Annotated in this window: 21 protein-coding genes; 15 read left to right on the top strand and 6 right to left on the bottom strand. The window is 57.0% G+C overall.

What is annotated here, in order from left to right; translation table 11 throughout:
- Positions 1–16 precede the first annotated feature (16 nt).
- The gene (locus tag AC1RKG_RS05230; RefSeq protein WP_046374088.1) at positions 17–670 is read right to left on the bottom strand and encodes a carbonic anhydrase; all 654 of its coding nucleotides are present in this window, start codon (positions 668–670) and stop codon (positions 17–19) included.
- 114 nt (positions 671–784) lie between these two features.
- Between AC1RKG_RS05230 and cynR the strand changes: the two genes are divergently transcribed.
- The 3 genes from cynR to AC1RKG_RS05245 all read left to right on the top strand — a co-directional run bounded on the left by cynR (position 785) and on the right by AC1RKG_RS05245 (position 3,938).
- Positions 785–1,687: a transcriptional regulator CynR gene (gene cynR, locus AC1RKG_RS05235; RefSeq protein ID WP_187962550.1), complete on the top strand. Its 903-nt coding sequence runs from the start codon at positions 785–787 to the stop codon at positions 1,685–1,687.
- A gap of 82 nt (positions 1,688–1,769) precedes the next feature.
- The gene (gene mchS3, locus AC1RKG_RS05240; protein WP_493182289.1) at positions 1,770–2,186 is read left to right on the top strand and encodes an MchS3 family protein; all 417 of its coding nucleotides are present in this window, start codon (positions 1,770–1,772) and stop codon (positions 2,184–2,186) included.
- 159 nt (positions 2,187–2,345) lie between these two features.
- Positions 2,346–3,938, top strand: a complete 1,593-nt coding sequence (locus tag AC1RKG_RS05245; protein WP_071827008.1) for an ABC-F family ATPase — start codon at positions 2,346–2,348, stop codon at positions 3,936–3,938.
- Positions 3,939–4,199: 261 nt separating this feature from the next.
- Here the strand turns inward: AC1RKG_RS05245 and moeB are convergent, their stop codons facing one another.
- Entirely contained in the window at positions 4,200–4,955 is a 756-nt protein-coding gene (gene moeB / locus AC1RKG_RS05250) for a molybdopterin-synthase adenylyltransferase MoeB (RefSeq protein ID WP_493182290.1), read from the bottom strand.
- A 2-nt stretch (positions 4,956–4,957) separates the two neighbouring features.
- Positions 4,958–6,196, bottom strand: coding sequence for a molybdopterin molybdotransferase MoeA (gene moeA / locus AC1RKG_RS05255; RefSeq protein ID WP_493182291.1), 1,239 nt, complete (start codon positions 6,194–6,196; stop codon positions 4,958–4,960).
- 92 nt (positions 6,197–6,288) lie between these two features.
- Here moeA and AC1RKG_RS05260 point away from each other — a divergent pair, with 92 nt between their 5' ends.
- From AC1RKG_RS05260 to AC1RKG_RS05295, 8 genes are all read left to right on the top strand, one after another.
- Positions 6,289–6,825: a DUF924 family protein gene (locus AC1RKG_RS05260; protein ID WP_020825977.1), complete on the top strand. Its 537-nt coding sequence runs from the start codon at positions 6,289–6,291 to the stop codon at positions 6,823–6,825.
- 409 nt (positions 6,826–7,234) lie between these two features.
- Positions 7,235–8,191 (top strand): isoaspartyl peptidase/L-asparaginase family protein, encoded by a 957-nt coding sequence (locus AC1RKG_RS05265; RefSeq protein WP_020825978.1) that lies wholly within the window; start codon positions 7,235–7,237, stop codon positions 8,189–8,191.
- 19 nt (positions 8,192–8,210) lie between these two features.
- Positions 8,211–10,088, top strand: coding sequence for a dipeptide ABC transporter ATP-binding protein (locus tag AC1RKG_RS05270; protein ID WP_493182292.1), 1,878 nt, complete (start codon positions 8,211–8,213; stop codon positions 10,086–10,088).
- A gap of 23 nt (positions 10,089–10,111) precedes the next feature.
- On the top strand, positions 10,112–11,650 hold the full coding sequence (gene gsiB, locus AC1RKG_RS05275) for a glutathione ABC transporter substrate-binding protein GsiB (protein ID WP_020825980.1): 1,539 nt from the start codon (positions 10,112–10,114) through the stop codon (positions 11,648–11,650).
- Positions 11,651–11,700: 50 nt separating this feature from the next.
- The gene (gsiC, locus tag AC1RKG_RS05280; protein ID WP_046374081.1) at positions 11,701–12,621 is read left to right on the top strand and encodes a glutathione ABC transporter permease GsiC; all 921 of its coding nucleotides are present in this window, start codon (positions 11,701–11,703) and stop codon (positions 12,619–12,621) included.
- Between the two features lie 9 nt (positions 12,622–12,630).
- The gene (gene gsiD, locus AC1RKG_RS05285) at positions 12,631–13,539 is read left to right on the top strand and encodes a glutathione ABC transporter permease GsiD (protein ID WP_020825982.1); all 909 of its coding nucleotides are present in this window, start codon (positions 12,631–12,633) and stop codon (positions 13,537–13,539) included.
- A 27-nt stretch (positions 13,540–13,566) separates the two neighbouring features.
- Entirely contained in the window at positions 13,567–13,794 is a 228-nt protein-coding gene (locus AC1RKG_RS05290; protein WP_187962557.1) for a hypothetical protein, read from the top strand.
- A gap of 381 nt (positions 13,795–14,175) precedes the next feature.
- Positions 14,176–14,367: a hypothetical protein gene (locus AC1RKG_RS05295; RefSeq protein ID WP_048761662.1), complete on the top strand. Its 192-nt coding sequence runs from the start codon at positions 14,176–14,178 to the stop codon at positions 14,365–14,367.
- A gap of 61 nt (positions 14,368–14,428) precedes the next feature.
- Here AC1RKG_RS05295 and fghA read toward each other — a convergent pair whose 3' ends face one another.
- From fghA to ptrR, 3 genes are read right to left on the bottom strand one after another with little or no spacing between them, the layout of a single operon-like run.
- On the bottom strand, positions 14,429–15,271 hold the full coding sequence (fghA, locus tag AC1RKG_RS05300) for an S-formylglutathione hydrolase (RefSeq protein WP_020825985.1): 843 nt from the start codon (positions 15,269–15,271) through the stop codon (positions 14,429–14,431).
- A 14-nt stretch (positions 15,272–15,285) separates the two neighbouring features.
- Positions 15,286–16,413 carry an S-(hydroxymethyl)glutathione dehydrogenase/class III alcohol dehydrogenase gene (locus AC1RKG_RS05305; protein ID WP_020825986.1) on the bottom strand — a complete coding sequence of 376 codons (1,128 nt, stop codon included), beginning with the start codon at positions 16,411–16,413 and terminating at the stop codon, positions 15,286–15,288.
- 28 nt (positions 16,414–16,441) lie between these two features.
- Positions 16,442–17,359, bottom strand: a complete 918-nt coding sequence (ptrR, locus tag AC1RKG_RS05310; RefSeq protein ID WP_046374078.1) for a putrescine utilization regulator PtrR — start codon at positions 17,357–17,359, stop codon at positions 16,442–16,444.
- Positions 17,360–17,466: 107 nt separating this feature from the next.
- Between ptrR and AC1RKG_RS05315 the strand changes: the two genes are divergently transcribed.
- The 4 genes from AC1RKG_RS05315 to galS all read left to right on the top strand — a co-directional run bounded on the left by AC1RKG_RS05315 (position 17,467) and on the right by galS (position 21,957).
- A complete protein-coding gene (locus AC1RKG_RS05315; protein WP_493182293.1) occupies positions 17,467–18,624 on the top strand; it encodes a YbfB/YjiJ family MFS transporter in 1,158 nt (385 codons plus the stop codon).
- Between the two features lie 247 nt (positions 18,625–18,871).
- Positions 18,872–19,540: a GTP cyclohydrolase I FolE gene (gene folE, locus AC1RKG_RS05320; RefSeq protein WP_041414357.1), complete on the top strand. Its 669-nt coding sequence runs from the start codon at positions 18,872–18,874 to the stop codon at positions 19,538–19,540.
- A gap of 68 nt (positions 19,541–19,608) precedes the next feature.
- Entirely contained in the window at positions 19,609–20,790 is a 1,182-nt protein-coding gene (gene yeiB, locus AC1RKG_RS05325; RefSeq protein ID WP_493182295.1) for a DUF418 domain-containing protein YeiB, read from the top strand.
- Between the two features lie 129 nt (positions 20,791–20,919).
- Positions 20,920–21,957, top strand: coding sequence for an HTH-type transcriptional regulator GalS (gene galS, locus AC1RKG_RS05330; RefSeq protein WP_020825991.1), 1,038 nt, complete (start codon positions 20,920–20,922; stop codon positions 21,955–21,957).
- The last annotated feature ends 23 nt before the right edge of the window (positions 21,958–21,980 follow it).

Here is a 21,980-nt window from a genome sequence, read left to right on the forward strand (position 1 = left end):
TATCTCCTTATTGAGATTAAAAACGGGATACGGCAGGGGTAGCCGTGACATTTGGATTGGTGGCCAGTGGAATAAAGCGGCGGGTTTCGCCATCCAGCGCTTCAATACAGCCGCTGGCAATGTCATAGACCCAACCGTGCAGCTTCAACCGGCCCTGCTCAAGCGCCAGCGCCACTGAAGGATGGGTTTTAATATTGGTCAGTTGTGCGATGACGTTCTCACGCACCATCGAACTGACGCGTTCACTTTCAGAGGTATGCGGATGGGCCTGATTCACCGCCTTGGCTGAATCGGCGTAACGCAGCCAATTCGCTACGGTTGGCATATGATCCAGGCACTGACAGGTGGCGATGGCGGTCATTGCGCCGCAGTCGGAGTGTCCGCAGATCACGATATCTTCCACGCCGAGTGCGGCGACGGCATATTCCACAGAAGCTGTTACGCCACCCGGCTCCGGGCCGAACGAAGGCACGATATTGCCGGCATTGCGGATCACGAACAGGTCACCCGGCTCACGCTGGGTGATCAGTTCCGGCACCAGGCGGCTGTCGGAACATGAGATAAACAGGGTGCGTGGGTTCTGGCGCGTGGCCAACTGCCGGAACAGTTCGGAACGTTCGACAAACGCCTCGCGCTGGAACTTCAAAAAACCCTCAATAACCTCTTTCATGCTGTCTCCATCAGGATGCTGTTAAGCGATGGGGGCATGATGCGCCGCTCTGGCTATAGGGTCTAAGACCCATTTATAATGGTCTCCATAGGAATTACTAATAGTTGAGGCGTTATGCTGCTGCGACACATCCGTTATTTTCTTGCCGTTGCCGAACAGGGCAACTTCACCCGCGCCGCCGAAGCGCTACACGTCTCGCAACCGACGCTGTCGCAACAAATCAAGCAGTTGGAAGAAAACCTGGGAACGCCTCTGTTTGATCGTTCCGGCCGAACGGTGCGCCTGACCGACGCCGGTATGGCCTGGATGCGCTATGCCCGGCTGGCGCTGCAGGATCTGGAAGCCGGCACTCGGGCGATCCATGACGTGGCGACGCTGGAACGCGGTAATTTGCGGCTGGCGATGACGCCAACCTTTACCGCCTATCTGGTGGGGCCTGTTATCGATGCTTTTTATCGGCAATATCCGGGCGTTTCGGTGAGTATTCATGAAATGACGCAGGACAGGATCGAGGCGCTTCTGGCGGAAGACCGGCTGGATGTGGGGATCGCGTTCAGTCAGGCGCAATCGGTGGACATCGTGGCCGAGGAGCTGTTTACCGAATCGCTGAATATGATGGTTGGGGCTCAGCACCCGCTGGTTCAACAGCGTGAGCCTTTGAGTGCGCAGGTGTTCGAACAGCAACCGCTGGTGTTATTAAGCGAGGACTTCGCTACCCGTCAGTTTATCGACGATTATTGTCGTCGACAGGGGATCCGCCCCCGGGTAGCAATGGAGGCCAACGCGATTGGTGCCATCATTGAAATTGTGCGCCGTGGCCAACTGGCTACCCTGCTACCGGCAGCGGTTGCGCAGGAAAACCCGCAGTTGCACCCGGTGCGGCTTACCGACGTCATGCCCGCTCGCCGGGCGGTGCTGTTGCAGCGTAAAGACGCCTACCGTAGCGCGGCGTCACGGGCGTTTATCGAGGTCTTGCACCGGCAGAAATTTAGCCAGGGACATTCCGACCCGCTATAAAACCGGCTGAATACCGTGGTAGTGTGGCGCACCGAGCTGGTCCGATCGTCACTTTCATTCTTGGCTGAATAGGGAGGTTTTTGTGAAAAGGATCTTGAGCGTTATTACTTTGGTTTTTGTTTTTTTCTGTTCCCTCAACGGTTACGCCGCTGAGCAACACCGTGAAGCGACAGAAAATAATTTATCCAAGGTGACTCATTTCTCTTTGGGAATGAACGGGTTTGTTGGCATTGGCAGTGCCGGAGAAACCGATGTAATAGAAATCCTAACCTACCAGGACGCGGGGGCCGTTTTCTTGCGTATTGCCAATAACCCGCAGGCAACCCCAGAAGCGAAACTTTATGCTGCCTGTGGCTTAAAAAAGCTCAATAACAAAACCGGCGAACCTAATTTCACCCAAGTGTGGGATCAACCGGTTTCGGTATTGAAAGGGGATGTTTTAAGGAAAGAAAAATTCAGCGATGTTTATTTCAGTATTCTAAAACAGGGGTGTTGGTAAACCTCTGCATTCACCTCCCTCAGGCCGAGACGTTCTTTCCACTTGGCCTGCCGCCGCACCTTTGCTCAAATTGTCACCGAAACTTCCCGCGATCTCTGTTGCCCGTTATGGCATAATGCGCGCCAAATCACATTCCCAATGATATGAAGAGCGAGCGCTGTGTTAAGCACTAACAACATCACTATGCAGTTTGGCAGTAAGCCGCTGTTTGAAAACATCTCCGTTAAGTTTGGCGGGGGTAACCGCTATGGTTTGATCGGCGCCAACGGTTGCGGCAAATCTACCTTTATGAAAATCCTGGGCGGCGATCTGGTGCCGAGCGGCGGCAACGTGTTCCTCGACCCGAACGAGCGCCTGGGTAAACTGCGTCAGGATCAGTTCGCTTTCGAGCAATACAGCGTGCTGGACACCGTCATCATGGGCCACAACGAACTGTGGGCGGTGAAGGAAGAACGCGATCGCATTTATGCGCTGGCTGAAATGAGCGAAGAAGACGGCTATAAAGTGGCCGATCTGGAAGTGGCCTACGGCGAGATGGACGGTTATACCGCCGAAGCGCGCGCCGGCGAACTGCTGCTCGGCGTCGGCATCCCGGTTGAACAACATTATGGCCCGATGAGCGAAATCGCACCGGGCTTCAAACTGCGCGTGTTGCTGGCGCAGGCGCTGTTCTCCGATCCGGAAATTCTGTTGCTCGACGAACCGACGAACAACCTGGACATCGACACCATCCGCTGGCTGGAGCAGGTGCTGAACGAACGTAACAGCACCATGGTTATCATTTCGCACGACCGTCACTTCCTGAACATGGTTTGTACTCACATGGCGGATTTGGACTACGGTGAGCTGCGCGTGTATCCGGGTAACTACGACGAATATATGACGGCGGCCACTCAGGCGCGTGAACGTCTGGTTGCGGATAACGCCAAGAAGAAGGCGCAGATTAACGAACTGCAATCGTTCGTGAGCCGCTTCAGTGCCAACGCCTCCAAATCCAAGCAGGCAACCTCACGTGCCCGCCAGATCGACAAGATCCAGCTGGAAGAAATTAAGGCTTCAAGCCGTCAGAACCCGTTCATCCGTTTCGAACAGGACAAAAAACTGTTCCGTAACGCGCTGGAAGTGGAAGCGCTGGCCAAAGGTTTCGACAACGGTCCTCTGTTCAGCAAGTTCAACCTGATGGTTGAAGTGGGCGAGAAAGTGGCGGTGTTGGGCCCGAACGGTATCGGTAAATCTACCCTGCTGAAAACGCTGGTGGGCGATACGTTGCCGGACAGCGGTACCGTGAAATGGTCTGAAAATGCCAAGATCGGTTACTACGCTCAGGATCACGAATACGAATTCGATGACACCCTGACGGTGTTCGACTGGATGAGCCAGTGGAAGCAGGAAAAAGACGACGAGCAGGCGGTGCGCAGCGTGCTGGGCCGTTTGCTGTTCAGCCAGGACGACATCAAGAAGAAAGTGAAGGTGTTGTCCGGGGGTGAGAAGGGCCGCATGCTGTTTGGCAAGCTGATGATGCAGCGTCCTAATATCCTGGTTATGGATGAACCGACCAACCACCTGGATATGGAATCCATCGAGTCGCTGAACATGGCGCTGGAAATGTACGAAGGCACCTTGATCTTCGTTTCCCACGACCGTGAGTTCGTTAGCTCGTTGGCGACCCGCGTACTGGAAATGACGCCGACCAAAGTGATCGACTTTACCGGCAACTACGAAGATTATCTGCGCAGCCAGGGTATCGTGTAACCCAGCGGCAGAGGCGCAGCATGCTGCGCCCGAAGCTATAACCGGTGACGAATTTGTCATCAAACTCAGGCGGGAGCATTCCCGCCAGAGACTGCTGACAAACATATAATGTTTGGCGGCAGGCGCTAAAGGTTTTGAAAACAAATCAGGAAAATCAATTTATTGATTTTCGGCTGATAACACAAAGGGGGAAAAACCACGCTTTTATCCCCCTTTGTCAAAAAATCTCAGGCGGGAGCATTCCCGCCTTTTTTGTCTCTGCTATTCCCCGCCGCAAACTTCGCACTGCGGATCCTTCGGCAGCTTCATCTCGCGGAACTGCATCGTCATGGCATCAAACATCAGCAGTTTTCCAGTGAGCGGTTGGCCGTACTGCGTCAGCAGTTTGATGGCCTCCATCGCTTGCAGCGTGCCGATGGTACCGACCAGCGGTGCCATGACACCGGCCTCGACGCAGGTGAGGGCGTTGTCGCCGAATAACCGACTCAGGCAGCGGTAGCAGGGTTCTCCGGGCTGATAGGTGAAGACGCTGAGCTGCCCTTCCATGCGGATCGCCGCGCCGGACACCAGGGGTTTGCGCTGAGCATGACAGAGGCGATTTAGCAGATTGCGCGTCGCCACGTTGTCAGTGCAGTCCAGCACCAAATCGCAGGCGGCAATCTGCGTCGCCATCTGGTCGTCGTCCAGCTGTCCATCAACAGTTTCAATCTGAGCATGTGGGTTGATGGCACTGAGTTCGAGACGGGCCGATTCAACTTTCGCCATACCGATGCGCGCATCGCGGTGCAGGATTTGGCGCTGCAGGTTAGAGAGTGAAACGGTGTCGAAATCAACCAGCGTCAGGTGGCCGACGCCCGCCGCGACCAGATAGGGGGCGGCGGCACAGCCTAACCCGCCGAGGCCGACAATCAATACCCGGGCGGCCTTCAGTTTTTCCTGACCGTCGAAGTCAAAGCCACGCAGGATAATCTGGCGGTTATAGCGCAGCGCTTCGGCATCGGTTAATTCCGGCAGCATGCTCAGCTCCTCAGCAAGGCGTTGAAGGGCTCAATGTCCACTTTTTCGCCCACTGCCACGGAGCCGCGTTCGCGCTCCAGCACGATAAAGCAGTTACCCTGGCTGAAAGAACTGAACACGTGTGACCCTTGATGGCCGGTGGTGCTCACTTCCAGCTCGCCCTGAGCGTTGCTGCTAAACACGCCGCGCTGAAAATCAAGGCGTCCCGGCGCTTTCTTCAGGGGGGTCAGGGCGCGAGCCTGCAAACGCGGTGGCAAATGCCAGTCGCTGTGGCCCGCCAGCTTCGCCAACAGCGGCTGCACCAGTTGGTAGAAGGTCAGCGCTGCGGAAACCGGGTTGCCCGGCAGGCCACAGAACCAGGCCTGCTTGAGCTTGCCGAAGGCAAAGGGTTTACCGGGTTTGATCGCCAGCTTCCAGAAGCCGACTTCGCCCAGCTCGTCGAGCATCTGCTTGGTATAGTCGGCTTCACCGACCGAGACGCCACCGCTGCTGATCACCACATCGGCCTGGCGGTCTGCCTGCTCGAAGGCGGCGCGCAGCGCGTTTGGGTCATCACGGATAATGCCCAGATCCAGCGTTTCGCACCCTAACTGTTCCAGCATCAGGCGTACGGCAAAGCGGTTGGTATCATAGATTTGGCCCGCCTGCAGCGGCTGCCCGACCGGCTGTAACTCGTCGCCGGTGGAGAACACCGCCACCTTCAGCTTACGTACCACCTGCACCTCGGCGACACCGAGCGAGGCCAACAGCGGCAACTGCGCAGCGCCCAGTCTGATACCCGCAGGTAAAACCCCGGCACCCTGGCGAATATCTTCCCCCGCCAGGCGAATATTTTGCCCGGCTTGCACTTCGGCCGTGAAGCGCACGCCGGCATCGCTGATCTCGGCCTGCTCCTGCATGATCACCGCCTCGGCCCCTGCGGGGACAGGCGCGCCTGTCATGATGCGTACGCAGGTACCGGCTGGCCAGTCGCCGTCGAACGGAGCACCGGCAAAAGCTTTGCCCGCGACCGGCAGCGGCGCGTTGGCTTGCAGATCGGCGAGGCGCACGGCATAGCCGTCCATGGCCGAATTGGCGAAGGGCGGTACATCAATCGGCGAAATGACCGGCGCGGCGGTAATGCGGCCGGCGGCGGCGGTCAGGGCAATGGATTCGGTCTGCTGAAGGGGGGAGATCTGGCTGAGCATCTTCTCCAGCGCCTGCTCCAGGGAAATAAGATCGGAAGTATGGCAATGATCCATAAGGAACTCCGTAATCAGGGTGCGCGACAAATGGCAGCAAAGTGGGGGTATTATGAAGGATGCTATGCTGAAGTAAACAACGGGAGGCAGTGATGCACAGACAGGTATTAGACTTTTGGTTTGACGAGATCGAACCGGCAATGTGGTTCAAAAAGGACGATGATTTCGATCGCCTGTTGCATACGCGCTTTGGTCAGATCTGGCAGGCCGCCGCCGCCGGCGAGCTGGCGCACTGGCGAGACACCATTGAGGGGCGGTTGGCGGAGGTGATCGTGCTCGATCAGTTCAGTCGCAACCTGTTCCGCGGCACGCCGCGTTCATTTGCCAGCGACTGCATGGCGTTAGTGCTGGCACAGGAAGCGGTCCGTAGTGGGCAATGTGAACGACTTACGCCAGAGCAACGGGGCTTTCTCTATTTGCCCTTTATGCATTCAGAGTCGGCGTTGATTCATCAACAGGCTTTGGCGTTGTATACCGAGCTGGGCAATGCCAATCAGTTGGAGTTTGAAGTGCGGCACAAAGCCATTATTGACCGCTTTGGCCGTTACCCACACCGTAATGCGATATTAGGCCGAGTCTCTACCCCGGAGGAGGAAGCATTTCTTCTGTTGCCGGGGTCAGGATTCTAAATATTGATCATCTGCGTTCAGCCGGCTAAAAAACAGCAGGTTGAACGCACAACGGCCGGATATTTAGAGATATCGATTATTTTTGCCGGTAATTACTGTGTGCCCCTCACGGGTTTCTACCAAAAATCCCAATCGTTATTCAGAACGGTTTTTCCAATTTATAACCCTCTGTTTTTATTCCATTAAGCTATTTCAATGTGCGAAATAATCTAAGCGGGCTACGCTAAAAGCTGGGCGAAGACTTTATGCTTTACTTCGATTGCGCGGCTAAATATAGTCGGGAAAAGGCCGAATAATAATTATACCCGTCGCCTTGCCGGCCGCCGCGTTGTGGGCTGCCGCCGAGGTGAATCTATTTCCCCTTCAATGAGGGGCGGGATTGACAGGATTAACACAGGGTGACAGGCAAATGAGCAAACCAGTGATTGCCATTCATGGCGGCGCGGGCGCAATTACCCGTGCGGCGCTGAGTGCTGAAAAGGAACAGGAGTATATTCAGGCGTTGTCCGACATCGTCGCCGCCGGCCAGCAGATCCTGGCCCAGGGTGGCAGCGCCCTGGATGCGGTCACCGAGGCGGTGAGGCTGCTGGAAGAGTGCCCATTGTTTAATGCCGGTAAAGGCTCGGTATTCACCCATCAGGGCACCCACGAGTTGGATGCCTGTGTGATGGATGGGAGCACCTGCGATGCCGGTGCCGTGGCCTGCGTCAGCCGGATACGCAATCCGGTGCTGGCTGCGCGCGCGGTATTGGAAAACAGCCAGCACGTGCTGTTCGCTGGGGAGGGTGCGGAGAAATTTGCCGCCGCCCACGATCTGGAAATGGTCGCACCCGATTTCTTCTTTACCCAACCACGTTTTGACCAACTGCACCGTGCTCAGGCAGAGCTTGGGCGTGTGTTGCTCGATCACGATGGCGCTGCGCAAAGCGGTGAGCCGATCGACCCCGATCGTAAATTTGGTACCGTTGGCGCGGTGGCGCTGGATGCCCTGGGCAACCTGGCGGCCGCAACGTCGACGGGCGGCATGACCAACAAACAGGCCGGCCGGGTGGGGGATACGCCGATCATCGGTGCCGGTTGTTACGCCAACAATGCCACGGTGGCGGTCTCCAGCACCGGTACCGGGGAAACCTTCATGCGCGGCGTGTCGGCCTATGACGTTTCCGCGTTGATGGAGTACGCCGGGCTCAGTCTGCAGCAGGCCACTGACCGGGTGGTGATGGAAAAACTGCTGGCGATGGGTGGCAGCGGCGGCATGATTGCCATCGACAGTCACGGCAACGTGGCGCTGCCTTTCAACAGTGAAGGCATGTACCGCGGTTTCGGTTATGTCGGCGATGCGCCGTCCGTAGGGATTTACCGCTAACCGATCGCCAGGAGGGTGCATGACCGATGCCTTAATGCCGCTTGCGGCCGACGCCGGGCTATTATTGCCGCCGCAGCGCGTGCTGTCGGTGCGCGATCTGAGCGTCCAATTTCAACAACAGGGCGATACCGTAGAAGCGGTGCGCAACCTGTCATTTGATCTCGATCGCGGCGAGACGCTGGCGATCGTCGGTGAATCCGGTTCGGGTAAATCTGTCACCTCTCTGGCATTGATGCGCCTGGTCGAACAGGGCGGTGGCAACATCGTCAGCGGGACGATGCCCTTTCGTCGGCGTAACGGCGAGGTGCTCGATCTGGCCCACGCACGTCAGGGGACATTACGCACGGTGCGCGGTGCCGATATGGCGATGATCTTTCAGGAACCGATGACCTCGCTGAACCCGGTATTCCCGGTAGGGGAACAGATCGCCGAATCTCTGCGCCTGCATCAGGCGATGGATCACCGCGCCGCCAGACAAGCCGCCTTGCAGATGCTCGATTTGGTGCGCATTCCCGAAGCCAAAGACGTACTTAACCGTTACCCACATCAGCTCTCCGGCGGTATGCGCCAGCGGGTGATGATCGCCATGGCGCTGTCCTGCAAGCCGGCCTTATTGATTGCCGATGAACCTACCACAGCGCTGGACGTCACCATTCAGGCGCAAATCCTGCAGCTTATCCGCGTACTGCAGCAGGAAATGCAGATGGGGGTGATTTTTATTACCCACGATATGGGCGTAGTGGCGGAGATAGCCGATCGGGTACTGGTCATGCGTCAGGGGGAACAGGTGGAGCAGGGGCCGGTGCGCGAACTGTTTGCCGCGCCGCAACAGCCCTATACCCAAGCGCTGCTGGCGGCGGTACCCAGGCTGGGATCAATGGCGGAGTTGGACTTCCCGGCGAAATTCCCGTTGCCAAACGGCGCAGACAATGGCGGGCCACAGGATACCGTACCGCCGGGGGCGACGCCGATCCTGCGGGTAGAAAATCTGGTTACGCGCTTTGACCTACGCAGCGGTATTTTAAATCGCGTCACCCGACAAGTGCATGCGGTGGAAAACGTCAGTTTTGATCTCTACCCCGGCGAAACGCTGGGGCTGGTGGGAGAGTCCGGCTGCGGCAAATCAACTACCGGCCGCTCGTTGTTGAAGCTGGTGGACAGCCAGCGCGGCACCATTACCTTTGACGGTCGTCAAATCAATCAGTTGAAAGGCCCGGCGCTGCAGCACCTGCGGCGGGACATCCAGTTTATCTTCCAGGATCCTTACGCCTCACTCGATCCGCGTCTGACCGTCGGGTTCTCGATCATGGAACCGCTGCTGGTACATAACGTGGCGCGTGGCAAGGCGGCACAAGAGCGCGTGGCCTGGCTACTGGAACGCGTCGGGCTTAAACCAGAGCATGCACGTCGTTATCCGCATGAGTTTTCCGGCGGCCAGCGGCAGCGAATCTGCATTGCGCGCGCGTTGGCGCTTAATCCCAAGGTGGTGATCGCTGACGAATCGGTGTCGGCGCTCGACGTGTCGATTCAGGCGCAGATCGTCAATCTGCTGCTCGATCTGCAGCGTGAGTTCGGCATCGCCTTTTTGTTTATCTCGCACGATATGGCGGTAGTAGAGCGCATCAGCCACCGCGTTGCGGTGATGTATCTCGGGCAGATTGTCGAGATTGGCCCGCGTCGGGCGGTGTTTGAGAACCCGCAGCACGCTTACACCCGCAAGCTGATGGCGGCGGTGCCGGTGGCCGATCCTAACCATGCTTATAAACGCCAGCCGCTGCTGGTCGATGAAATCCCCAGCCCGATCCGCGTGCTGGGCGATGAACCCGTTACCGCACCGCTAGTGCAGGTTGGACCGGGGCATTTTGTCGCCCGCCATCCGATCGCCGGTGCCTTTTAGTGACCTCAGGAGAGACAAGCACCATGAAGCACTCATTCAAACGTAAGGCATTAGCGGGCGCCGTGCTGCTGGCGGCCGCGGTCGCCGGCCCAGCCTGGGCTGCGAAAGATGCGGTGATCGCCGTCGCGTCCAATTTCACCACGCTTGATCCGTATGACGCCAACGATACGCTGTCGCAGGCGGTGGCCAAATCCTTCTATCAGGGCCTGTTCGGTTTCGATAAAGACATGAAACTGGTGAACGTGCTGGCGGACAGCTATGAGGTGAGCAAAGACGGCCTGACTTACACCCTCAAGCTGCATCCGGGGGTGAAATTCCATGACGGCACCGAGTTTAACGCCGAAGCGGTGAAGGTGAACCTGGATCGCGCCAGCAACCCGGACAATCACCTCAAGCGCTACAACCTGTTCAAAATGATCGACAAAACCGAAGTGGTGGACGCCAATACGGTGAAGATCGTGCTGAAAGCGCCATTCTCGGCCTTTATCAACAACCTGGCGCACCCGGCGGCGGTAATCATTTCGCCGGCCGCGTTGAAGCAGTACGGCAAAGAGATTGGTTTCCACCCGGTGGGGACCGGCCCTTATCAGTTCGTGACCTGGAACCAGACCGATTTCGTCAAGGTGAAAAAGTTTGACGGTTACTGGAAACAGGGGCTGCCGAAGCTCGACAGCATCACCTGGCGCCCGGTCGTGGATAATAATACCCGCGCTGCCATGCTGCAGACCGGTGAAGCGACCTTTGCCTTCCCGATCCCGTATGAGCAGGCCAAGGTGCTGGAAGGCAATGCCAAGCTCGATTTGGTGGCCGCGCCGTCGATCCTGCAGCGTTATATCAGCCTGAACGTGACTCAAAAGCCATTCGATAACCTGAAAGTGCGTCAGGCGTTGAACTACGCCATCAATAAAGACGCGCTGATCAAGGTCGCGTTCTCCGGCTACGCCGTTCCGGCGGAAGGCCCGGTGCCGCCGGCGATCGATTTTGCCACCCGTTACCAGCCTTGGCCTTATGATCCGGCCAAGGCGCGCGAACTGCTTAAAGAGGCCGGTTATCCTAACGGTTTCACCACCACCCTGTGGTCGTCTCATAACCACAGCACCGCGCAGAAAGTGCTGCAGTTTGCCCAGCAGCAGTTGGCGCAGGTTGGCGTGAAAGTGACGGTGACGGCGATGGATGCCGGTCAGCGCGCGGCCCAGGTGGAAAGCGTTGGGGTGAAAGACACCGGCGTGCGTATGTTCTATACCGGCTGGTCAGCATCAACCGGTGAAGCGGACTGGGCCTTGTCACCGCTGTTCTCAACCCAGGCTGCGCCGCCAAAGCAGTTCAACACGGCGTTCTACAGTAATCCGCAGGTAGATCAGGATCTGACCGGCGCGCTGGCGACCACCGACCGTGCCGAGAAGCAGAAACTGTACAAGGACGCGCAGGATCGCATCTGGGCAGATGCGCCATGGATTTTCCTGGCCACCGAGCGCTTGCTGTCGGCTAACAATAAACAGCTGAGCGGCTTTTACGTGATGCCGGATACCTCGTTCAACTTTGATAATGCCGATCTTAAATAAGGCACCGATCCCCGCTCTCCTGGAGGGCGGGGTGAAGGGACGCACCCAAGATGCTTAATTATTTTCTTAAACGACTGCTGGGCCTGATCCCGACGCTGCTGATTGTCGCGGTGTTGGTGTTTTTGTTCGTCCATATGCTGCCCGGCGATCCGGCGCGGCTGGCGGCAGGACCGGAAGCCGACGAAGCGGTAGTACAGCTGGTGCGTAAGGATCTGGGGCTGGACAAGCCGCTGCCGCAACAGTTCGTGCACTTTTTTGTCAATGCGCTGCGGGGGGATTTCGGTACCTCGATGGTTTCCAAGCGCCCGGTGAGCGAAGAGATCGGCTCGCGCTTTTTACCGACCCTGTGGCTGACGCTAAGCAGCATGCTGTGGGCGGTGATTTTCGGTATGGGCATCGGCATGGTGTCTGCCGTGTGGCGCAACCGCTGGCCCGATCGTCTCGGCATGACCCTGGCGGTCTCCGGGATTTCGTTCCCCGCCTTTGCGCTGGGTATGCTGCTGATGCAGGTGTTTTCCGTCAATCTCGGTTGGTTGCCGACGGTGGGCGCTGACAGTTGGCGGCACTATATTTTGCCTTCCATCACCCTTGGAGCTGCGGTAGCGGCGGTGATGGCGCGTTTTACCCGCGCTTCGTTTGTTGAGGTGCTGCAGGAAGACTACATGCGTACCGCGCGCGCCAAAGGCGTACGGGAAACCATGGTGGTAGTGAAACACGGGCTGCGCAACGCGATGATCCCGGTCGTCACCATGATGGGATTGCAGTTTGGCTTCCTGCTCGGCGGCTCGATCGTCGTGGAGAAGGTCTTCAACTGGCCGGGGTTGGGCAGGCTGCTGGTCGATTCGGTGGAGATGCGTGATTACCCGGTGATCCAGGCCGAAGTCTTGCTGTTCTCGCTGGAGTTTATTCTGATTAACCTGTTGGTGGACCTGCTGTATGCGGCAATTAACCCGGCAATACGATACAAATGAGGGCGCTGCATGATTAAGCATTGGCGACGCGACGCCGCACTGAAGGCGATGCCGACAATCGATCCTAACGCGGTACGAACGCCGTGGCATGAATTCTGGCGGCGGTTCCGTCAGCAACGCGTGGCGCTGGTCGCTGCGCTATTGGTGTTACTGTTGGTGGTTGCTGCGCTGCTGGCACCCTATCTGGTTCCCTTTGACGCGGAAAATTATTTTGATTACGACCGCCTGAACGAAGGGCCTTCGCTGATGCATTGGCTGGGGGTGGACTCGTTGGGGCGGGACATTTTCAGTCGCATTCTGATGGGGACCCGTATTTCGCTGGCCGCCGGAGTGTTCTCGGTGCTGGTGGGCGGGCTGATCGGTACGCTGCTGGGTCTGCTGGCGGGCTATTACGAAGGCTGGTGGGATCGCATTACCATGCGTATCTGCGATGTGCTGTTCGCCTTTCCCGGCATCTTGCTGGCGATCGGCGTGGTGGCGATTATGGGCAGCGGCATGGCCAACGTGATTATCGCCGTGGCCATTTTCAGCATTCCGGCATTCGCCCGATTGGTACGGGGCAACACCCTGGTGTTGAAGCATCTGACCTACATCGAGTCGGCACGCAGCATTGGCGCGTCAGACTGGACCATTATCATGCGGCATATTCTGCCGGGGACAATTTCGTCGATTGTGGTGTATTTTACCCTGCGTATCGGTACTTCAATCATCACCGCCGCCAGCCTGTCGTTCCTCGGGCTGGGTGCCCAGCCGCCAACGCCGGAATGGGGCGCAATGCTCAACGAGGCGCGGGCGGATATGGTGATTGCGCCGCACGTGGCGATTTTCCCCAGCCTGGCGATATTTATCACCGTGCTGGCGTTTAACCTGTTGGGGGATGGCTTGCGCGATGCGTTGGATCCGAAGTTGAAGGGATAACCGTTTTTTAGTCCAAAGGAGTTGGCTATGAGCAATGTGAGTAAAAAGGGAATTAAAACAGGCATGCTGATTTACATCATCACCTATCTGGGGGGGCTCAGCCTGGTACGCAATTCGTCGCTTCTGGTAGCCTACCCCGATATCAGCTATGTCGATGTGGTTATTGGTCTACTGGTGTATTTTGGTATCTGGAAGGTCTGTAACCTGATGCAAGCTTTTTACCGCTGGTATAACGGCATCGATAATGTTTCATGATCTTTAGCGTGAGAGAAGGCTAACGTACCGGATAAGATAAATTTATCTCAAGATTAATACGCTAAGCTTTTAGTGTTTTAATTAAATGGAGTGTTTTAGTATTGTCGGTTAATAACCGAAGAATACATGATTAACCTATTGCTCTCGTCACGTTTTCACTAAATAAAATTTGTATTTTACTTTCGCAATTATATTATCACTATGGTTGCCCAGTATGTTTGTTTGTGAGGATTTAATAACTTTAATTCATGGAGTGAATAATATGGCTATTCGTGAGTTAACATCACAGGATCTTGATTTAATTTCGGGCGGAAATAATAGCCCTAATAGTGTGAATGGTCAGTGCCGTTGGTAATATTCACCGCATCAATGGAATATCAAATGAAAGATGTTATATATGTCGCTTTATGGATATGGATATCATTTGATTTAATTCAATACTCTTCACTGGCCCTTATGAAACCTCATAATAGCTATGTGGATATTGCCGTGGCGGTTTTCGCCTTTTTTGGCGTGAAGGCGGTACTGACTTCTGTTGAGAATTTTTATTATTGGTTTAATGGCCGGGAATAAGCAGTCGCCGTAATAAGTGCTTGCGATAGCGATTATCGCAAGCACTGTTACGGTTTTATGATCAGCGGAACAGATGTTCGGCGTGGAAGCGCAGATGGTCTTCGATAAAGCTGGCGATGGTAAAGTAGCTGTGATCGTAGCCCGGCTGAATGCGCAGGATCAGCGGCCAGTCACGCTGGCGTGCCAGCTCGGCCAGTTTTGCCGGCTGCAGTTGATCTGCCAGGAACTGATCGTCGTCACCTTGATCCACCAATACCGGCATTTTTTCCGCGCCGTTGGCCAGCAGGTGGCAACTGTCATACTGCAGCCACTGGCTTTCGTCGTCGCCCAAATAGGCGGCAAAGGCTTTACGTCCCCAGGGCACCTGACAAGGGTTAACGATCGGCGCAAACGCCGATACCGACCGGAAGCGCTGGGGATTGCGGAACGCCATCATCAGTGCGCCGTGGCCGCCCATCGAATGGCCGAAAATCGACTGGCGCTCGCTGACGCTGAAATGCTGGTTGATCAACGCCGGTAGCTCATCGCTGATGTAGTCGTACATGCGAAAGTGCTTGTCCCACGGCGCTTGGGTGGCATTCAGATAGAAGCCTGCGCCCTGGCCCAAATCGTAGCCTTCATCATTCGGCACATCGTCGCCGCGCGGGCTGGTGTCGGCCATCACCAATACCAGTCCCAGCTCGGCGGCGATACGCTGCGCACCGGCCTTCAGCGTGAAGTTTTCGTCATTGCAGGTCAGCCCCGACAGCCAGTACAGCACCGGCGGCGGGTTATCATCGCGCGGTGGCGGCAGATAGATGCTGAAAGTCATGTTGCAATTCAGGCTCTGCGCCGCATGGCGGTAACGCTGTTGCCAGCCGCCAAACATGCGGTGCTCTTCGAGAAGTTCTAATGACAAGGTCATCTCTGCCTCCTGGCTTATTTTTTGTCGAAGTGAATAACGGAACGAATGGATTTGCCTTCGTGCATCAAATCGAACGCCTCGTTAATCTGCTCCAGGCCCATGGTGTGGGTAATAAAGTCATTCAGCGCGAATTCGCCGTTCATATAACGCTCAACGATACCTGGCAGTTGCGAACGGCCTTTCACCCCACCAAAGGCAGAGCCGCGCCAGACGCGACCGGTCACCAGTTGGAACGGACGGGTGGAGATTTCCTGACCTGCACCGGCGACGCCGATGATTACGGATTCGCCCCAGCCTTTATGACAGCATTCCAGCGCTGAACGCATTACGTTGACGTTGCCGATACACTCGAAGGAGAAATCTACGCCGCCGTCGGTCAGTTCAACGATCACGTCCTGGATCGGCTTATCGTAGTCTTTCGGGTTGATCAGATCGGTAGCGCCCAGCTTGCGCGCCAGATCGAACTTGCTGGTGTTGATGTCGATGCCGATGATGCGACCTGCACCGGCCATCTGTGCGCCGATAATGGCCGACAGACCGATGCCGCCAAGGCCGAAGATGGCAACGGTATCGCCTTTTTGCACTTTGGCGGTGTTAATAACCGCACCCATGCCGGTGGTGACGCCGCAGCCGAGCAGGCAGACTTCTTCCAGCGGTGCTTCCTTACTGATTTTGGCCAGTGAGATTTCCGGTACCACGGTGTATTCGGAGAAGGTTGAAGTGCCCATGTAGTGGAAAATAGGCTTGCCGTCCTTAAAGAAGCGGGTAGTGCCGTCCGGCATCAGGCCCTTGCCTTGGGTGGCGCGGATCGCCTGGCACAGGTTGGTTTTGCCGGATTTACAGAATTTGCACTCGCCGCATTCCGGGGTGTACAGCGGGATCACGTGATCGCCTACCGCCACGCTGGTCACGCCTTCGCCGATGGCTTCCACCACGCCGCCGCCTTCATGGCCGAGGATTGCCGGGAACACGCCTTCGGGATCGGCACCGGACAGGGTGTAGGCGTCGGTGTGGCAGACACCGGTGGCGACGATCCGCACCAGCACTTCGCCTTTTTGCGGTGGCATCAGATCGACTTCTTCGATCTTCAGCGGCTGGTTCGGTCCCCAGGCAACGGCGGCACGGGTTTTGATCATTTCCATCATAGTCTCCAGTGGTCTATTTTTTAAATCAGGCTATGTCGATAGCATCGGGTAAGTCATGGGCAGTATTTTCAACCGCAACGGTTTCTGCCTGTTCAATAATCAGTTCTTTCAGGGCGCGAACGTTCGGGCCAAAGGCGTCGCGTCGCCACAGCAGCCAGGTGGCAGTTTGGGCAATGTCGTCCGGCAGGGTGTGTACTTTCACCCGTTCATGGCCGGGCAGCAGGCTGAGTACCGAATGCGGGATCATCGCCAGCCCGGCGCCGCTGGCGACGCAGGCCAGCATGGCGTGGTAGGACTGGATTTCCATAATCTGGCCTGGCAGTGCACCTTCGCGCTTGAACCAGGACTCCAACCGCAGACGGTAAGAACAGCTTGCGCGGAAGGCAAATAGGGTTTCGCCCTTGGCATCTTTGGCGTTATGGATCGGCAGGTGGTCGAGACAGGAGATCACCACCATATGTTCGGGGAAGGCAATACAGCCATTGAGTTCGTCATACTGTACCGGCCCGTCGACCAGCGCGGCCGCCAGCGTACCTGCGCGGACTCGCTCGGTGATCTCGCCGGAGGTGCCGGTGGTCAGCGACAGCGACACCTGCGAAAAACGCTGATGATACGCTGCCAACAGGGTGGGCAACCGGGTGGCGGCGGTGCTTTCCATCGAGCCGATGGCGAAGTTACCCGCCGGCTCACCGGCATGGGTGATGCTCATGGCTTCTTCGCTCAGTGCCAGGATACGGTTGGCATAACAGAGAAAGTTATGGCCCATCGGCGAAAGGCGCAGTCGCTGTTTTTCACGGATAAACAGATCGGTGCCCAGTTCCTGTTCGAGCTGACGCAGGCGTGTGGTCAGGTTCGAGGGGACGCGGTGCAATTGCTCTGCGGCACGGGCGACGGAGCCGGTTTCGGCGACGCTGCAAAACATGCGGAGCTGGGTCAGATCCATTATCTTCTCTTTTTGTGATGAACTTGATGAGTATTATTCAGTTTTTGTGAGTGTAATACTGCTGCATGATACTGGCAACTTTCTTTTAACAGTATGGATAACTCTACATGGCCTTAAGAATTGCCCTGAGCGGTTTTATCGCGTTGATCGTAGCCATGGGGATCGGCCGCTTCGCCTTTACCCCGCAGGTGCCGCTGATGATTGCTGAGCATCAGTTTACTCTGACCGGCGCCGGGTTGGTGGCGGCCATCAACTACCTGGGCTACCTGTGCGGCGCTTACGATGCCATGCGTGCCAGCCGACACGTGGAACGTCGGCTGTGGTTGGGCGTGTGGGGGGCGGTGATCTTGACGCTGCTTTCCGCCTGGGTGCAGGGGGAGTGGTGGCACGGTGCGGTGCGTTTCTTCATCGGGTGGGCCAGCGGTTGGTCGATGGTACTGGTGGCGGCCTGGACCAACGAACGGTTGGCGCACTACGGCCGACCGGCGCTCAGCGCGGCGGTATTTGCCGGCCCGGGAGCCGGGATTTTTATCAGCGGCATGCTGGCGGTGGGGATCCACAGCCTGGCGTTGTCCGCGTCACAGGCCTGGCTGGTCTACGGCATACTGGCGCTGGTATTGATTGGCGCGATCAGCATTAATCTGCCGAAGACCGGCGAATTGCATCGTCCTGACGTGGCGCCTGAGCCATTGTTGTTGACCCCGGCGCTGAAACGTCTGGTGTGGAGCTACAGTCTCGCAGGCTTTGGTTATATTCTGCCGGCCACTTTTTTGTCGCAAATGGCCGCGGCGCGCTTTCCCGGCAGCCTGTTCGCGCAATTTGTCTGGCCGATCTTTGGTGGGGCGGCGGTGCTGGGGATTGTCATCGGTATTCTGACCCGTCACCGGCTGACTACTCAAACCCGGCTGGCTATCACCCTGTGGGTACAGGCATTGGGGGTGTTAAGCGCGGAAATCGTACCGGGAGTTGCCGGCTTGGCACTGGGCGCGTTGCTGACCGGTGGCGGCTTCCTCAGCGTGGTGCAGCTGTCGATCCAGCATGGCCGTGAGCTGGCCCCCAACCATGCCCGTTATATGGCGGGACTGCTGACCACCGGTTATGCGATTGGCCAACTGGTTGGTCCGACGCTGTCGGCGTTGTCAACCGCATTGACCCACCGGCTGGAACCGGCACTGTACGTGGCCGTGGCGGCGCTGATTGTGGCCGGTCTGCTGGTGGTCAATACGTCGGCGCGCGAGTTGGCGCGAAAACCGATGGCGCAGTGATTAAATTCCGTACAAAAAACGTGGAATAGCCGCAGCCGGCCTGATTGTGCTAAATGCGAATATTTCACCTGCGGATGAAACACAATCACTGGATAATCCCCTCGCTCTCATCTAGAGTGGGGGCAAAATCTTGACTGGGTTCACGTTATCAACTGCGGAAACGTCTGTCGTCAGGAGAGTATGCAATTCATCCCTCTGCTCGGTAAAACAGCCGGATGGGTGAGTTCAAGTCCGTTGGAGAGAAGAAATGACATCATCATTAAGTAAAGAAGCTGCATTGGTTCACGCGGCGCTCGAAGAGCGCGGTCTGGAAACTCCGTTGCGCGGCGAAGTGCTGGATCGCGAAACGCGTAAACGTCGTATTAAAGAGCACATGACCGAAATCATGCAGCTGCTTAATCTCGATCTGTCCGACGACAGCCTGGCGGAAACCCCGCACCGCATCGCCAAAATGTATGTCGATGAGATTTTCTCCGGCCTGGACTACGCCAACTTCCCAAAAATCACCGTCATTGAAAACAAGATGAAAGTGGATGAAATGGTGACGGTCCGTGATATCACGCTGACCAGCACCTGCGAACACCATTTTGTCACCATCGATGGCAAGGCGACCGTTGCCTACATTCCCAAGGATGCGGTGATTGGGCTGTCGAAAATCAACCGTATCGTGCAGTTCTTCTCCCAGCGCCCACAGGTGCAGGAGCGCTTAACTCAGCAGATCCTGGTGGCATTGCAAACCTTGCTGGGCACCAATAATGTGGCGGTATCAATTGATGCGGTCCATTATTGTGTTAAGGCGCGCGGTATCCGTGACGCGACCAGCGCCACCACCACGACCTCTCTGGGCGGGCTGTTCAAGTCCAGCCAGAACACCCGTCAGGAATTCCTGCGCGCGGTGCGCCATCACCAGTCGTGATGGGTCGCTAGAATGGTAACAGGCGCCTGCGGGCGCCTTTTTAATGAGCGGAATACAGCGATAAAATAATGAACACTAGCCCAACGGCTCCTTTGCCGCGCATCGCCACGCTGGACTGCGTGCGCGGTATCGCCATCCTTGGCATTTTGCTGCTGAATATTAGCGCCTTTGGCCTGCCGAAGGCGGCCTATCTCAATCCGGCCTATCTGGGCTTGCCTACAACGCGCGATGCCTGGACCTGGGCGCTGCTGGACATTTTCGCGCAGGCTAAATTCCTGGCGATGTTCGCCCTGTTATTTGGCGCCGGGCTGCAGATGCTGCTGCGCCGCGGCAAAGGCTGGATACGTGCACGGCTGTCGTGGCTGGTGCTGTTTGGCCTGGGACATGCCATTTTCCTTTGGGACGGCGATATCCTGCTGGCCTATGGGCTGATCGGGCTGGTGTGCTGGCGGATGATCCGCGATGCGAAAGAAACCTATCAACTGTTGAAAACCGGCGTGGTGCTGTACCTGATTGGCGTCGGGGTGCTGTTGCTGTTGGGCTTCATTTCGCACGGTGAGCCTGGCAGTTTCTGGCAACCCGGCGTGGCAGAGCTGCAGTATGAGAAGTTTTGGAAGCTGCAGGGCGGGATGGAAGCCTGGCGCAGCCGCACCGATCTTCTCTCCTCCAGCCTGCTGGCGATTGGCGCGCAATACGGTTGGGAGTTGGCGGGGCTGATGCTGTTCGGCGCCGGTTTAATGCGCAGTGGCTGGCTACGCGGCACTTATTCACCGGGTTACTACCGCCGGCAGGCAGCATGGCTGATACCGCTTTCATTGCTGATCCAACTGCCGGCCGTGGTGCTGCAATGGCATCTTCACTGGGACTACCGTTGGAGCGGTTTTTTATTGCAGGTGCCACGTGAGCTGGGGGCGCCCCTGCAGGCGATGGGCTATCTGGCGCTGTGCTACGGTTTTTGGCCGACGCTGTCGCGTTTGCGCATTGGGCACTGGTTGACGCAGGTCGGGCGCATGGCGCTGAGCAATTACCTGCTGCAAACGCTGATCTGCACCACGCTGTTTTATCGCTTTGGCCTGTATCAACAGTTTGACCGCCTGCAACTTTTGGCTTTCGTTCCGTTGGTCTGGCTGGCTAACCTGTTGTTTTCAAACCTGTGGCTGCGCTATTTCGAGCAGGGACCGGTGGAGTGGCTGTGGCGCAAACTCACCGCCCTGGCTACCGGCAAGGTAGAGCCCATGGCGGTGAATTGAGATCTGGCGCAGGTAGGTTAAAAAAATGTATGTAAACGTTTTCTTTCCTGTGACGTAATTCACGCAGAGGAGGATGACAAACGGGGTAGGATAGCGCCACTGCCAACTACCCCGACCTCAGGATCCTTCATGACCTCTGTTCACCCAACCACCATTCGCGACGTGGCGAAGCGTGCGGGCGTGTCTGTAGCGACAGTCTCCCGCGTGCTGAATCACAGTGCCCTGACCAGCAAAGAGACGCGCGAGCAGGTATTGAAGGCGGTGGCTGAATTGGGCTATCGACCCAATGCCAATGCGCAAGCCCTGGCCACCCAGAGCAGCGATACCCTTGGGGTGGTGGTGATGGACGTCTCCGATCCCTTCTTCGGCGCACTGGTGAAAGCGGTAGACACCGTGGCGCAACAGCACCACAAATATCTGTTGATCGGTAACAGCTATCACCAGGCTGATAAAGAGCGCCACGCCATCGAGGTGCTGATTCGCCAACGCTGCAACGCCTTGATTGTTCATGCTAAAACTTTGTGTGATGCCGAGCTGATCGCCTTTCTCGATCAGGTGCCGGGTATGGTGCTGATCAACAGAATCATACCCGGCTATGAACATCGCTGCGTCGGGCTCGATAACGTCAGTGGCGCAGAGATGGCCATGCGTTTGCTGTTGTCGCAGGGCCACCAGCGTATTGGTTATCTGGGCTCGAACCATCCAATCGAAGACGGGCCGCTGCGCCAGCAAGGCTACACGCAGGCGATGGCGGCGGCCGGGCTGGCAACGCCCGACAGCTGGCGCGCCTATGGTTCGCCAGATTTGCAGGGCGGGGAAGAGGCGATGATCGAACTGCTTGGCCGCAACCTGCATCTTAGTGCAGTATTCGCCTACAACGACGCCATGGCCGCCGGGGCGATGGCGGTGCTGAAAGAAAACGCTATCACAGTACCGCAAAACTTCTCGCTGGTTGGGTTCGACGACATCCCCATCGCTCGCTACACCAGCCCCAAGCTCACCACGGTGCGTTACCCGATTGTCACCATGGCGACGCTGGCCACCGAACTGGCCTTGCTGGGCGCGGCAGGCAAGCTGGAGCCGCAGGCCCGCCATTTGTTTATGCCGACCCTGGTCCGACGCCATTCTGTGGCCCCTTGGCAAAGTGAGGCGGCGGTCACTCTCTGAACATTTAATCTTGTGTAACCGTT

Source organism: Serratia sp. GW822-FHT06D09 (genome assembly GCF_058799515.1).

Bases quoted from the DNA above. Each gene is read 5' to 3' on its own strand.
- AC1RKG_RS05230 (WP_046374088.1), bottom strand. From the start codon at position 670: ATGAAAGAGGTTATTGAGGGTTTTTTGAAGTTCCAGCGCGAGGCGTTT.
- cynR (WP_187962550.1), top strand. From the start codon at position 785: ATGCTGCTGCGACACATCCGTTATTTTCTTGCCGTTGCCGAACAGGGC.
- moeB (WP_493182290.1), bottom strand. From the start codon at position 4,955: ATGCTGCCGGAATTAACCGATGCCGAAGCGCTGCGCTATAACCGCCAG.
- moeA (WP_493182291.1), bottom strand. From the start codon at position 6,196: ATGGATCATTGCCATACTTCCGATCTTATTTCCCTGGAGCAGGCGCTG.
- AC1RKG_RS05260 (WP_020825977.1), top strand. From the start codon at position 6,289: ATGCACAGACAGGTATTAGACTTTTGGTTTGACGAGATCGAACCGGCA.
- AC1RKG_RS05265 (WP_020825978.1), top strand. From the start codon at position 7,235: ATGAGCAAACCAGTGATTGCCATTCATGGCGGCGCGGGCGCAATTACC.
- AC1RKG_RS05270 (WP_493182292.1), top strand. From the start codon at position 8,211: ATGACCGATGCCTTAATGCCGCTTGCGGCCGACGCCGGGCTATTATTG.
- gsiB (WP_020825980.1), top strand. From the start codon at position 10,112: ATGAAGCACTCATTCAAACGTAAGGCATTAGCGGGCGCCGTGCTGCTG.
- gsiC (WP_046374081.1), top strand. From the start codon at position 11,701: ATGCTTAATTATTTTCTTAAACGACTGCTGGGCCTGATCCCGACGCTG.
- gsiD (WP_020825982.1), top strand. From the start codon at position 12,631: ATGATTAAGCATTGGCGACGCGACGCCGCACTGAAGGCGATGCCGACA.
- AC1RKG_RS05290 (WP_187962557.1), top strand. From the start codon at position 13,567: ATGAGCAATGTGAGTAAAAAGGGAATTAAAACAGGCATGCTGATTTAC.
- AC1RKG_RS05295 (WP_048761662.1), top strand. From the start codon at position 14,176: ATGAAAGATGTTATATATGTCGCTTTATGGATATGGATATCATTTGAT.
- fghA (WP_020825985.1), bottom strand. From the start codon at position 15,271: ATGACCTTGTCATTAGAACTTCTCGAAGAGCACCGCATGTTTGGCGGC.
- AC1RKG_RS05305 (WP_020825986.1), bottom strand. From the start codon at position 16,413: ATGGAAATGATCAAAACCCGTGCCGCCGTTGCCTGGGGACCGAACCAG.
- ptrR (WP_046374078.1), bottom strand. From the start codon at position 17,359: ATGGATCTGACCCAGCTCCGCATGTTTTGCAGCGTCGCCGAAACCGGC.
- AC1RKG_RS05315 (WP_493182293.1), top strand. From the start codon at position 17,467: ATGGCCTTAAGAATTGCCCTGAGCGGTTTTATCGCGTTGATCGTAGCC.
- folE (WP_041414357.1), top strand. From the start codon at position 18,872: ATGACATCATCATTAAGTAAAGAAGCTGCATTGGTTCACGCGGCGCTC.
- yeiB (WP_493182295.1), top strand. From the start codon at position 19,609: ATGAACACTAGCCCAACGGCTCCTTTGCCGCGCATCGCCACGCTGGAC.
- galS (WP_020825991.1), top strand. From the start codon at position 20,920: ATGACCTCTGTTCACCCAACCACCATTCGCGACGTGGCGAAGCGTGCG.